Consider the following 14,110-nt stretch of genomic DNA (forward strand, 5'->3'; position numbering starts at 1 on the left):
AAACCACCGGTTTTAACTTATCTCATAAAATTTCTTTACTAAAAATCCTTATCTTGTAAAGTAAGACGAAGCTCTTCTAAAAAAATACTCAACCAAAAAGCCCGAGCGATGATTATTAAAAAGAAAATATTTTATAAAAAACGCATTGACCATTTGTTATTTGTTTTGTTGATATTTGGATTTACAACACACATAAATGCATTTACCTATTTTCAAGAAGATACCGTTAATTATAACGAGTATAATGGATATATTTTGGATAAGGAAACAAATAGACCTTTAATCTCTGTAACTATCACTGTTGATAATACCAATATTTCTACAATCACTAACGATGAAGGAGAATTTTTATTAAAAGTACCTAAAGATATGGCAAGTGGCAAGATTGTAATTTCTCATCTTGGCTATTTGGACAAAATCATTCCTCTTTCTGATTTTGGTGAAAAAAAATTAAAAATAAAACTCGATGTCTCTATAACAGAATTAGGAGAAGTTAATATTGGCCCCAAAGATCCAGAAGCTTTAATACGTGCAGTATTAAAGAAAAAGGGAACAAACTATATAAACGACAATACCATCATGACTGCTTTTTATAGAGAAACAATTAAAAAAAGAAGAACTTATGTTTCTCTTTCTGAAGCTGTTGTAGATGTATACAAAAACCCATACGAGTCTCCAAAAACAGATGTTATAAAACTCTTCAAAGCTCGAAAAAGTGCAGATTACAAAAAGTTAGACACTTTGACGTTAAAGCTACAAGGGGGACCTACGAGCACACTATATATAGATGTGATGAAAAACCCTGAAATTCTTTTTACAGAAAACATGACCGATACCTATATTTTTACTTTTGATAAATCTACTAAGATTAATAATAAAGATATTTATGTCTTAAAGTTTAAACAACGCTCGCATATAAAAGAACCCTTGTATTTTGGCAAACTTTATATAGACTCTGAAACACTTGCTATGACCAAAGCTATCTATAGCCTAAATATGGAAGACAAAGAAGAGGTAAGTAGAATGTTTGTAAGAAAAAAACCAAGAAATGCAAAAGTACAACCTACTCAGGCGTCATACAACATTGATTATCGTCAAAAAAATGGTAAATGGTATTATGGCTATGGCCGTATTGATCTCACTGTAAAAATAAATTGGAAAAAGAAACTATTCAATTCGGTATATAAGCTAAATGTCGAAATGGCAATAACCGATTGGAAAAAAAATATCGATAACCAAACCATCAAACCAAAAGATCGATTAAAGTCATCTGTTGTTATCAGCGATGAAGCTTCTGGTTTCTCTGACCCAAAATTCTGGGGAGAATACAATGTAATCGAGCCAGAAAAATCTATCGAATCGGCAATAAGAAAAATTCAACGACAATTGCGTAAATTGAATTAAAAAAATAATATGCTTTCTGCTTCTACAAGAACATACAGTTTGTATGTTCTTTTTTTATTGTTATTAAAGTTCAGTTTTTAATGTAGAATTCGCAATCTAATTTTACTATTTTTACACTAGGGAAAACAAAAAATGCAACAACTCCTTGTCTAAAGAAGTTAATTAAGGTATACATTCAAAATTATCTAATGCAAAAAATACAATATTTTGTACTTTTTTATATCATCTCATGCACTCTTTCCGCACAAAGAAAGCTTGACTCATTAGGAGCTAAAGAAGATTTTAAAATCTTTGAAAACATTCTAAAAAAGGGACATCCTAGTTTGTATGAATATGTCGCGAATGATTCTTTGGATTATGTCTTTGAAAACACAAAAAAGTCCTTTACCAAAGAGCTATTGGATATTGCTCTTTATAAAAAAATGCTACATATTACTGATCATATTAAAGATGGACATCTTCAATTGTTCGTTCCAAATACGATAAAGACAGATCAATATTACTTTCCTTTGATTCTAAAATTGATCCATACCGATTTTTATACGGATACTGAAGATTTTGGAATTCCGGTTGGTTCAAAAATTAACAGTATCAATGGAGAAAAAGCATCCATAATTCTGGAAAAATTAAAAAAATATGTTCCTGTAGATGGATATAGTATCACTAAAAAATATAGAGAAATAGAATTGAAATTGGGTCTGTATCTGGCATATGAATATGGTATTAAAAAAAAGTATCATATTGAATATACTGAGCCTGATGGTGTAAAAAAAGACCTCACATTATCTGCCGAATCTTTTACAAAAGTAAGACGCAGAAATACAAAACGTAACAGCTATTTTGCCAAATATCATACAAAAGAAAGCGGTTTTGATTTTTTCAATACATTTATAAGCAATAAAACACCTCATGTTTATTATAAAGAAAAACTGAAAACTGCTATACTTATAGTAAATTCGTTTAATAGTGATACTAGAATTTTTGAATCGCATCTAACAAAGATTTTTAAAGAGATAAAACAAAAAAAGATCAAACATTTAGTCATCGATGTTAGGCATAACGATGGAGGTTTTAGATCCAATGCTGTTCATTTATACTCTTTTATTTCTAATAATCTGTTTAAGCAAGTCTCTAGTAAATACGTAGCTTCGCTCTCTATCCCTGAAAAAAAATACGTGACCAGGACATTTTTTAACGAAAAACAATTCTTAAAAGACAAGTATAACAATCACCCTATTTATGATGGTTGGAAACTTCCTTTTGATGATATGGAAGCTATTATGGTTCCTGATAAAGATAGGTTTACAGGTAATGTATATGTGTTGGCAGGAGGGGCTACTTTTTCTACAGGGTCTACTTTTGTTTTAAATGCTAAAAACAATCCAAATATTACTATAGTGGGTGAAGAAACAGGTGGCGGGTATTATTTTTTTAATGGGGATTTCCCTGTGTATTATGAATTTCCAAATTCTAAAATAATCATGTCCATGTATATGGAAAGATTTAACAACTATGTAAAAGACAGAACAATCCCCAAAGGATCAGGTGTCCCGCCAGACAAACACATTATCCTCTCTGTCCAAGATTTAATCTCTGGTAAGGATTCTGAATTAGATTACATTTTAAGACTAATTAGTGGTAAGTAAATAGCTCTTAAAATCTATTTTGACCCTACCCTATATACGTATTAACACTAGTTGTAAGTTTACAAGAATTATGTAGCATCTTCTTAAACTTTAAGGCAAGATGCTCATCATCAAATTTCATTGCTTCACTGATACTATTTGATAATACCAATTCTCCAATAAGATACTCAACAAAATAACTTTGCTCATCTGTTAAAAGTACATACTCTGTCATAGGCTAGTCCAATTTTCATATACTTTAGGTTATTAATCAAAATCTAATAACACTAAAACTACGCGGTAAAAATAGGCTTAAAACCTACTTAAAAAATAAACCTTTAGAATACTTTTTCACATAAGTATTAACAATTACAAAGTATTGACATAAGTTCACTATAATTTTTTATACATTGTAATGTCAAATGATTACTATGATGAAATTTATATTGCCTATACTAATCATAATTACCCTAATTGGTGCTGTTTCTTGTTCAAAAACCAATAAGAAATCTAATGTACTACCTCAAAATGCCCTAGAACTATTAGCTGGAGAATCTGGAAAAACCTGGAAAATCGCATACAGATATAATAATGGCACTCGTATGAATATGAGTGGTTGCTTTCTTTCTTATAGGATTACTTATTATCCCGATATGACAATGAAAGATAATAATGGTGAGTATAAGGATTGTGGTTCCTCGCTCTCTGGTAATTGGAAGATTACTAAAAACAAAGTAGAGAATTCATATATTAAAATAACCAGTGATCAACTTCCTGAGATTATGAAAGTGGATAAAAATTATAAGTTTTTAAAAATCCTCAAGCTTACCAAAGATACTCTTCGGCTGCAATTTAGACATAAACAGTTTTCGAGCAAAAGTACCTTTATTGATACCTACGTCCCTATTGGTCTTTAATATTTTCTACAAAAGATGATATAGTTTTTATAGAATTGGAAAAGATATTTGATTCTCTACCATATATTCTCCCTCAAAAAACTCTAACTTTGTAGGAATATCAATCTACACGCCTATATGACTACCAAAATAATAACTGAAGCATATACACTATTTGATCAGGCAAATGCCGAGGATCCTAATACAGAAATTGTAAACGGCAAGCCTATTGCCAAAGAATTAATCTACGGACAGAGAATGACTCAAACGTTAGAAGATTTTGAATCAGATGCTTCTGACGCATTAAAATTAGCAGCACGTTCTCAGCACATATGTCGTTGGGAGATACCTCGTTCTGGTTATCCAATGGATCGTATAGGATATCTTAAATGGAGAGAAGATTTAAAAAAGTTCCATGCTAGAAAAGCATCAGAAATACTTCAAGATTTAGGATATGATACCCAAACAATAGACAGGGTTTCCTTTTTGTTACAGAAGAAAAAACTAAAAAAAGATGAGGAAACCCAAATTCTCGAAGACGTAATTTGCCTTGTCTTTCTTAATTTCTATTATGAAGAGTTTTTAGAAAAACATACTGAAGAAAAGGTAATCGATATTTTACAAAAAACCTGGCGTAAAATGTCTGAAAAAGGACATCAATCAGCTTTACAACTTTCATATTCTGAAAAAGCATTAAAACTTATTAAACAAGCGTTAGACGAATAATCAACAATTTACTTTGATCTACTATTCAATGCAAAAGAAGAATTTGAATTAATAGATAATATTGTAAGGAAATTTAATTAAATACTTCCGCTCATTTAAACATTTAAAGAGTCTAACGATTCTGGATATTACATTTTATTTATCATAAAATAGAAACTCTAGTTAGAGTAAACATCCAATTGTAAACAAGACTTAAAAAAAATAGTCTCAAAAAATTAAATCACCCTGTATCTTTATTCTTTCAAAATTAAAAGATTATGGCTACATCAAATAGGAGAATTTGATTAATTCTATCACAATAAAAAGTAGCCAAATCGTTTTAAAATTATATACTCTAACTAAGAATAAGTTCAGACCTTATCAGTTTTTTTTTTTATTACTTCAGTACGATAATAATCAATAATCCCATCTATTGGTCTTCTTACTATATTACCTACAGTAAGGTGATATGGCCAAACAGCTGCTCTAATAATATCCTCGCTAAAATGGGCTATCGATCCAATAAAGTGTATAGGCACATTTTGTGATTCTGGAAAACATAATACTCTTGTTTCTATAAATTCCTGAATACCCTCAGTAATTATTTTGTAAAAATAACCATTACGCTCACTGGTAAATATAAACTCTGCAAAAGAAGCAAGATACGTATTAGGATTTTCTCTTTTATAGAGGTTTTCCTTGATCGCATCTGACGAAAGGTCGAATTGTTTTTCAAATTCTGATGCAACTTCAGGTGGCATTCTTTTGTAATAATAATCGCGTATCAATCTTTTTCCGAAGTGATTCCCACTTGCCTCATCCATTAAAATATATCCTAACGAATCAACAGACATATGAATATTATCTCCATCAAAATAGCAACTATTAGAACCTGTACCTAAAATACAAACGATACCCGGTTCTGTTGTGGCCGCATAAACGGCCGCGACCATATCTTCTTTAACGACAATCTCGGCGGCATTAGTAAAAAAGTCTTCAAAGACTTTTTTCAACATTTCTGCTGGCTTTATAGTGCCACATCCGGCTCCATAGAAATTAACGATATCAACTTTATCTCGATACGAAGAAAGCTCTTCATTCTTTCTAACTCTTTCTTCAAGCAGAGGTTTCCCGAATACCGCTGGGTTTAATCCCTCTGTACGAGTTTTAAAAACGATTTCTCCTTCATCATCCAGAAGAATCCAATCACATTTGGTAGAACCACCATCAGCTAATAAAATCATTTTGAAAATTTGTTATGTGGTTAGCAAAAAGAATAAATAGTACTAAAAAGGTACATTTTAGTCTGTATAACAGAGTTTGTCAAAGCTTTATAACTTTCATTTTCATGGGTACTAAATACCTTGACAAACTCGGAATTACTTCATGTTTTTTTTATAAATTACCTACGTGAGTTGATAAGTCAACTAATTTGGTAGAATACCCGAACTCGTTATCATACCACGATACTAACTTGAAGAAATTTTCGTTAAGTGCTATTCCAGCATTAGCATCAAACACGGATGTCTGAGATTCTCCTACAAAATCCTGAGAGACAACAGCTTCTTCTGTATATCCAAGAATTCCTTTTAATTCGTTCTCAGAAGCTTTTTTAACTACTGCTTTAAGATCTTCATAAGAAACCGATTTTTTTGTCTTTACTGTAAGATCTACCACAGAAACATCTGCCGTAGGCACTCTAAAAGCCATACCTGTTAATTTACCTTGTAAAGAAGGAATTACTTTAGTAACGGCTACAGCAGCACCAGTGGTAGAAGGAATAATATTATTCAAAGCACTACGACCTAATCTATAATTTTTTCTTGATGGAGAATCCACTACAGCTTGTGTTGCGGTTCCTGCATGTACAGTTGTCATTAATCCTTCTTCTATACCAAAGTTATCATCAATAACTTTTGCTAATGGTGCCAAACAATTTGTAGTACAAGAAGCATTAGAAACAATAGTATCTGAAGCTTTAACATCATTATGGTTTACTCCCATTACAAACATTGGAGCATCTTTTGAAGGTGCAGAAATAACTACTTTCTTAGCTCCCGCTTTCAGGTGAGCATCTGCAGTATCAAGAGTTGTAAAAATACCTGTACAATCCATCACAACTTCTACATTGGCGGCATCCCATTTTAGATCTTCCGGATTGCGTTCGGCGGTTACTCGAATTTCTTTTCCGTTTACTACAAGGTTTCCATTTTTAACTTCAATTGTACCGTCAAATTTTCCGTGTACAGAATCATATTCTAATAAATAAGCTAAATGCTCTACATCTAATAAATCATTAATTGCTACAATCTCTACATTATCACGTTCTGAAGCAATTCTAAAAGCTATTCTCCCTATTCTTCCAAAACCGTTAATTCCAATTTTTAACGTACTCATATTTAATTTTTTAGTTGTTTTTAATTATAATGTGGTTATCTTTTTTATAAAATTACACCGAAGTGATATCGGCTACTTTTATTAATCCATCATGCTTATGGGATCTTTTATCCAATGCCGTTGTTAGAGGAACAATAGTAACAACCTTATGGACAATTCCTATCATCACTTCTCTTTTACCTTCCAGTAATGTTTCTACAGCACCTACACCAAGTTTGCTTGCTAGTACTCTATCGTAACAACTTGGTGGACCACCACGTTGTATATGTCCTAATACTGATACTCTTACTTCGTAACCATCAAGATTTTCTTCGACATATTCGCCAAGCTCAAAGATATTCTTACCTGATTTATCTCCTTCTGCTACTACTATTATACTTGATGTTTTCCCAGTTTTCTTACTTTTTTTAAGAGAGTCCAAAAGTCGCTCTACTCCCATATCTTCTTCTGGGATCAAAATTTCTTCTGCTCCTGCTCCTATTCCTGCATTTAATGCTATATCACCTGCATCACGCCCCATTACTTCTATCAAAAACAGTCGATTATGAGAACTTGCGGTATCTCTAATTTTATCTATTGCTTCTACTACCGTATTTAATGCTGTATCATAACCAATAGTATAATCTGTACCGTTAATATCATTATCGATCGTTCCTGGTATACCTACTACTGGAAAATCAAATTCTTCTGATAGTTTTAGAGCACCTGTAAAACTTCCATCTCCTCCTATTACTACTAGTGCATCAATGTTATTCTTTACAAGATTTTCGTGAGCTTTTTGTCTCCCTTCTATGGTCCTAAATTCTTTTGAACGAGCTGACTTTAGAAAGGTTCCTCCTTTATTTATAATGTTACGTACAGAACGTGCATTTAAAGGCTCAATCTCATTATGGATAAGACCTTCATACCCTTTATATACACCAAAACAATTTACCTTATAATAGCTACATGCCCGAACAACTGCTCTAATGGCAGCATTCATTCCAGGGGCATCACCTCCAGAAGTTAGCACAGCTATATTTTCAACTTTTTTTGTCATTGAGTCAAATCTATCGTTATTGATAGTAATAACCTAATTTGCTAAAAAACTAAAACGTTTTCGGTTAATAAATTCAGCTTTTACTGACAAAAAAAGCATGATTTTAACATATTATTACAGATTGTTTTAATAAAAAACAATATTACAATGGTTATTAGAAGATTATGAGTTTAAATTGTATTCATATAAAAACGACCTGCCTAAGCAAGCCGTTTTTATACGTTTATATCCTTAACTCCATTTTAGATTATTCTGAAATAAGTATTCGGTATTGCCACGCCTTAAGCTCATATTCATTTTTTGGTTTTACTTCTACAGCTTCTTTAGAAAGATAATCAGTAAACTTTCCTTCATATTCCAAAGTATACTTTACCTTCTCTTTTGACATATTTGCTATAAAAACTATTTTATTCCCTTCTTTCTCTCTGGCAAATGCCAATACTTTACTATCATCTGAAGTTTTGATACGGGTATAAGAAGCGGCATTTTTACCTCCATGCATAGCAGGGTTGGTATTTTTGAGTACACCCAATTTTTTATACAAAGGAAAAAACTTACCCTTCTCCTTATGGATAGTATCTTTTTCAAAAAACAATAAACGCTTATTCATATCATATTCCTGACCTGAATAAATTAATGGCATTCCAGGAGTAAGATAAGAAAGAGCAGCCAGCATCTCTTTTGCTTCTCCCATTCTTTCTTGTACAGTTCCATTCCAAGAATTTTCATCATGATTTGATGTAAAATTCATTAAGATATCATCTTTTGCATACATGGTATCAATCTGAGTCATTCTTTTATCCCATTCGATTACATTAGCTTTTCCTTGGGCAATATCATTCATCTTATGATGGGTATCCCATCCATACCCCATATCAAAAGCTTTTTCTAGTAACTCAGATTCCCATCCTTCTGCCAACATAAATACAGGTTTGATCTTCTTTAGCTCTGCTACTGTTTTATTCCAAAAATCAATAGGTACCATTCCTGCTACATCACAACGAAACCCATCTATTCCTTCTTCTTTTAGCCAGTATATCATATCGTTTTTCATCTGCTCACGCATCTGCATATTATCATAATCAAGATCTGCAACATCTGTCCAATCGGTATCTACTGTATGTGTTATCTTACCATCTTTATCTTTGGTATAATATTCTGGATGCTCTTTTAGCCAAACATGATCCCAACCGGTGTGATTGGCTACCCAATCCAAGATTACATAAATTCCATTATCATGAGCTGTTTTTACTAATGCTCTAAAGTCTTCAATTGTACCAAATTCTGGATTTACCTTGGTATAATCAGATATTGCATAATAACTCCCCAAAGACCCTTTACTTTTGGTTGTAGAAATAGGATATATTGGCATTACCCATAATATCTTCACTCCTAACTCTTTAAGAACAGGAATATCTTTGGTGAATGCACTAAAAGTACCTTCTTGAGAATACTGTCGAATATTAGCTTCATAAATCACTGCGTTTTCCATGATAGCATCAGTAACCGGTGGGAGTTTCTCTATTACTTCTTCTACTATTAGATTTTCTGTGTCGGTAGCAGTTTCTTCTTTTGACTTTTTGCAAGAAAATAGAAATCCAATTACAAATAGACCTAAAACTATATTTTTCATTTATTATAAATTTATACGTGGTTATTTCTTTATTTTAATTCGAGTATCATAGAGGTCTTTGTTGGTATTACAAAGTCTTCTGTTATATCTACGTTAGTATCGGTAATAATATCCGTTCCAACTTTGAAATCTTTTATACCTTCTTTAAATCTGGCAACATCTATTTTTTGATTTTCAGTATTATTATTGATGATTACCATTATAATTTTTTCATTAGTATACCTAAAGTATACATAGACATTGTTAAAAGGAATAAATTGCATTAATTCTCCTTTATGTACTACTGTGGTATTCTTTCTCCATTGTACCACTTTTTTTGTAAAAGAGTAAAAAGCTTCCTGATCCTTGGTTCTTCCATTTTTGGTATTTGACGGCAAAAAGGCATTTTGCGTATCTCCGAGTCATCCACCAGGAAAATCTTTACGGATATCACCATCTCCTTTTTCATCTTTATTACCGAAAATACCAATCTCATCTCCGTAATATATTTGAGGAATACCACGAGTGGTTAGCAATAATGTCATTGCCATTTTATACTTATTAATATCTCCCTGGTAGATCTCATTAATTCTATTTGTATCATGATTCCCCAAAAACAATAGAATATTGTTGATATCCGGATACAAAAAGTCATTTGCAAAATTATTATATGCTCTAATCATCCCTTTATCCCAAGAATTTTCATCTTCATTAAATAGCACAGTAATTGCATCATGTAATGTAAAGTCCATTACCGAAGGTAAATATGAGTTATAATTATCGATGGCACCAATTTTACTATCCTTTTGCCAATAGGATATCTGTGCCTGGTCGTGCATCCAAACTTCTCCTACAATATTAAAATAAGGATACTCATCCATTATAGCTTTGGTCCATTTGGCAATCCCTTTTTTATCATTATAAGAATAGGTATCTACTCTAAGTCCATCCAAATCTGCATATTCTATCCACCAAATTGCATTTTGAGTAATATATGTAAGCATTAATGGGTTGCTTTGATTCATATCTGGCATAGTCGTATCAAACCATCCATTCATACACCCTTCACTATCTATTTGAGATGCGTTGTTATCAAACTGAGTAGTCATACGATAGTTACTACGCCTGAAGCCTTCTGGCCACTGATGTATCCAATCTTTGGTTGGCAAATCTTTAATCATCCAGTGTTTTGAGCCCCAATGATTCGTCACATAATCCATAATTAGTTTCATGTCTAGTTTGTGCATCTCAGAAGCCAAACGCTTATAATCTTGATTGGTTCCATATCTTGGATCTATTTTATACAAATCACTTTGGGCATAAGTATGATATGAATATACTGGTTCATCATCCTCGAGTAGAGGTGTACTCCATAATGCTGTAACCCCCAAGTCATTTAGGTAATCAAGCTGATTTATGATCCCTTGTATATCTCCTCCATGGCGTCCTCCTGGGTTAGAGCGGTCTACTTTCTCTACAGTATCCTTATGAGAGTCGTTATCAGGATCTCCATTAGCAAATCGATCAGGCATAATTAAATACATTACATCACTGCTGTCAAAACCTTTTCTTTCTGCAGATTTATCTTTTCTTTCGATAAACTGATAAGGGTGTGAGAACACTACATTATTATTTTCTTTGAAATCTATCGAAACTGCACTTGTTTCAATTCCTTTGGTATCTATAGTTATAAATAGATAGTTTGGGTTTTCTGTTTTTACTACATCTTTAATAACTACACCATCAATCTCAACATTGTATTTAGCTATATTTTTTCCATAGCATAGTATTTGAAGTTCTGGATTTTGCATATTGCTCCACCAAAATGGAGGTTCTATTTTTTCTACCTGAGCTTGTATTAAAGCTACTAAACAACAAAAAAGAACAATTAGTTTATTTCTCATTTTATGTATTTTGTATTTGGAAAAAATGTGTAAAAAATATCTTTTGAAAACAATCCGTCTAACAAAAAACATTGAAGTTTCTATAGGCAGAGTCGATAAACAGAATTCTCCATTTTAAAATATCTCGACTCTGCTCTTTAGAAAAGGTTAGGGACAAAACTTGTTTATACGTATTACTTTCACTGTAATCAATCACACAGTGATCAAACAATTAGGAAAAATTGTTAACTTTTTATCATTTACATAAATTAACAATTCTTTGCTTCCTTCTAAACTAAATGAGATGCCTTGTTTAGAAACCTTAACGTTAAGAATTTGATTTCTAAAATTAACGTTAAAAGTATACCCACTCCATTCCTTAGGGATTTTGGGAGTAAAAGAAAGTGTATCATTCTTTATTCTAAGACCTCCAAAACCTTCGACAATACTCATCCAGGTACCTGCCATACTAGTGATATGGAGTCCTTCTTCGACCTCTTTGTTATAATCATCAAGATCTAACCTCGAAGTTCTCAAGTAAAAGGTATACGCTTGATCCATTCTATCCAAAGCGGCAGCCTGTATACTATGGACACAAGGGGAAAGCGAAGATTCATGTACTGTAAATGGTTCATAAAAATCAAAATGACGCGCTAGTTCTTCTTTAGTAAACCTATCTTCAAACATATAAAACCCCTGTAGTATATCTGCCTGTTTTATATATGGGGAACGTAGTATTCGATCCCAACTCCATTTTTGATTAATAGGGCGTTGCGAATTATTAAGATGATCTACTGTATTCAATTCTTTATCCAAAAATCCGTCTTGTTGTAAGTAAACCTCATGTTTTTCTGAATATGGAAAATACATTTTGTCAGCTACTTCTAACATAGCATCAATTTCTTCTTTGCTTAAATTGGTTTTTTTAATAATTCTATTATAATCACTTAAGTATTCTGATTTTATGTTATTTATATTTTCTATACAATACTCAATACACCATTTTGCCAAATAATTAGTATACCAATTATTGTTTACATTATTTTCATACTCATTGGGTCCGGTAACTCCCAGTATTACATATTTATTTTTATCTGTAGAAAAAGTAGCTCTCTGATACCAGAAACGGGCTATCGCAATCATCACTTCTAATCCTTTTTCTACAATATAATTGTAATCACCAGTATATCTAACATAGTTATAGATTGCAAATGTCATTGCTCCATTACGATGTATTTCTTCAAAAGTAATCTCCCATTCGTTATGACATTCTTCTCCATTCATGGTTACCATTGGGTATAAAGCTGCTCCGTTAACAAAACCAAGTTTTTTGGCATTCTCAATTGCTTTCTCCAAATGGTTATATCTGTACGTTAACAGATTTCTAGCCACAAGTTGATCTTTTGTTGCCATATAAAATGGTATACAGTATGCTTCTGTATCCCAATATGTACTTCCACCATATTTCTCTCCGGTAAATCCTTTAGGTCCAATGTTTAATCTGGCATCTTTTCCTAGATACGTCTGATTCAATTGAAAAATATTAAAACGGATACCTTGCTGCGCCTTTACATCTCCTTCAATAGTAATATCAGCCATTTCCCAGATTTTTGACCATGCTTTCTTTTGTAGATTTAACAATTCATCAAACCCTGATTCCAAAGCTTGCGAAAGTACCGCTGTACTAGCTTGTGCTAAATCCTCTTCTTTATGATTAAGAGATACTGTATACCCACCATATTTTACAATACTAGCTGTACTTTCTTTTGTAGTTTGAACAGCATATTTTAAATCTACATAGGTACCATACATTGCTACCTTGGGAATACTATTCTTCAGCTTTCCATTAATAAAAATTTGATTTAGCATACCGGTACACACATGAAAATCAGTTTTCATTGTTTTAGATAAAACATGTGCAGAATTTCCATCATGTGAAAGATTGTACGTATCCCAAAATTTATCATCCCAATTGGTATCTTCGTTTGTGATACCAGAATCTAAATAGGGTATAAATACGATTGTTGCATCTTGATTAATTGGAGTCACTTCATATTTAATAGCACCTACCTCATCTATATCTAAGCTTAAAAAACGTGTAGATTTTACTGATATTTCTATTCCGTTTTGTAAAACAGCCGTAAATGTACGTTGGTACCAACCTTCTTTCATATTTAACTCTCTACGAAAATGGGTTACAGCCTTACATAGATTAAGGTCCAATCTCTCTCCATTAACCTCTACATTAATACCAATCCAATTTGGCGCATTAAGAACTTTTGCAAAATATTCTGGATACCCGTTTTTCCACCACCCTACTCTGGTTTTATCCGGATAATACACTCCTGCAATGTAACTTCCTTGAAAAGTAGGTCCTGAGTATGTTTCTTCAAAATTAGCACGCTGTCCCATTGCTCCATTACCAATACTAAATAGGCTTTCTGAGGATTTCACTCTTTCTGGGTCAAACCCTTCTTCAATTATTGACCAATTATCTGGTTTTATATAATCTTGATTCATCTGTTCTTTTTATTCATTTTTAGTTGTTA

10 protein-coding genes and 1 pseudogene are annotated in these 14,110 nt (G+C 32.3%); 4 read left to right on the forward strand and 7 right to left on the reverse strand.

All coding sequences use genetic code 11. From position 1 onward, the window contains the following. The first annotated feature begins 108 nt into the window (after nucleotides 1-108). Together C1X07_RS17710 and C1X07_RS17715 are read left to right on the forward strand one after the other, a co-directional pair. On the forward strand, nucleotides 109-1,404 hold the full coding sequence (locus C1X07_RS17710) for a carboxypeptidase-like regulatory domain-containing protein (RefSeq protein WP_103071373.1): 1,296 nt from the start codon (nucleotides 109-111) through the stop codon (nucleotides 1,402-1,404). Between the two features lie 188 nt (nucleotides 1,405-1,592). Further along, nucleotides 1,593-3,050, forward strand: coding sequence for a S41 family peptidase (locus C1X07_RS17715; RefSeq protein WP_103071374.1), 1,458 nt, complete (start codon nucleotides 1,593-1,595; stop codon nucleotides 3,048-3,050). Nucleotides 3,051-3,075: 25 nt separating this feature from the next. On the opposite strand, the gene C1X07_RS17720 is transcribed toward C1X07_RS17715, so the two are convergent. Next, complete coding sequence (locus C1X07_RS17720) at nucleotides 3,076-3,264, reverse strand: hypothetical protein (protein WP_103071375.1); 189 nt, start codon at nucleotides 3,262-3,264, stop codon at nucleotides 3,076-3,078. 196 nt (nucleotides 3,265-3,460) lie between these two features. Here C1X07_RS17720 and C1X07_RS17725 point away from each other — a divergent pair, with 196 nt between their 5' ends. Further along, on the forward strand, nucleotides 3,461-3,946 hold the full coding sequence (locus C1X07_RS17725; RefSeq protein WP_164914192.1) for a lipocalin-like domain-containing protein: 486 nt from the start codon (nucleotides 3,461-3,463) through the stop codon (nucleotides 3,944-3,946). Nucleotides 3,947-4,063: 117 nt separating this feature from the next. After that, the gene (locus C1X07_RS17730; protein WP_103071377.1) at nucleotides 4,064-4,651 is read left to right on the forward strand and encodes a DUF4202 domain-containing protein; all 588 of its coding nucleotides are present in this window, start codon (nucleotides 4,064-4,066) and stop codon (nucleotides 4,649-4,651) included. 350 nt (nucleotides 4,652-5,001) lie between these two features. Here the strand turns inward: C1X07_RS17730 and C1X07_RS17735 are convergent, their stop codons facing one another. The 6 genes and pseudogenes from C1X07_RS17735 to C1X07_RS17760 all read right to left on the reverse strand — a co-directional run bounded on the left by C1X07_RS17735 (nucleotide 5,002) and on the right by C1X07_RS17760 (nucleotide 14,081). Continuing rightward, complete coding sequence (locus C1X07_RS17735) at nucleotides 5,002-5,874, reverse strand: BadF/BadG/BcrA/BcrD ATPase family protein (RefSeq protein ID WP_103071378.1); 873 nt, start codon at nucleotides 5,872-5,874, stop codon at nucleotides 5,002-5,004. A 151-nt stretch (nucleotides 5,875-6,025) separates the two neighbouring features. Further along, nucleotides 6,026-7,027, reverse strand: a complete 1,002-nt coding sequence (gap, locus tag C1X07_RS17740) for a type I glyceraldehyde-3-phosphate dehydrogenase (protein ID WP_103071379.1) — start codon at nucleotides 7,025-7,027, stop codon at nucleotides 6,026-6,028. 52 nt (nucleotides 7,028-7,079) lie between these two features. After that, nucleotides 7,080-8,066 (reverse strand): 6-phosphofructokinase, encoded by a 987-nt coding sequence (gene pfkA, locus C1X07_RS17745; protein WP_103071380.1) that lies wholly within the window; start codon nucleotides 8,064-8,066, stop codon nucleotides 7,080-7,082. Nucleotides 8,067-8,313: 247 nt separating this feature from the next. Then, the gene (locus C1X07_RS17750; RefSeq protein ID WP_103071381.1) at nucleotides 8,314-9,699 is read right to left on the reverse strand and encodes an alpha-amylase family glycosyl hydrolase; all 1,386 of its coding nucleotides are present in this window, start codon (nucleotides 9,697-9,699) and stop codon (nucleotides 8,314-8,316) included. Between the two features lie 29 nt (nucleotides 9,700-9,728). Beyond that, nucleotides 9,729-11,582: pseudogene (locus C1X07_RS17755) on the reverse strand (glycoside hydrolase family 13 protein). Between the two features lie 192 nt (nucleotides 11,583-11,774). Then, entirely contained in the window at nucleotides 11,775-14,081 is a 2,307-nt protein-coding gene (locus C1X07_RS17760) for a glycoside hydrolase family 65 protein (protein WP_103071382.1), read from the reverse strand. Nucleotides 14,082-14,110: the final 29 nt, after the last annotated feature.

It is taken from the genome of Aquimarina sediminis, assembly GCF_002895435.1.
GTDB classification, from domain to species: domain Bacteria; phylum Bacteroidota; class Bacteroidia; order Flavobacteriales; family Flavobacteriaceae; genus Aquimarina; species Aquimarina sediminis.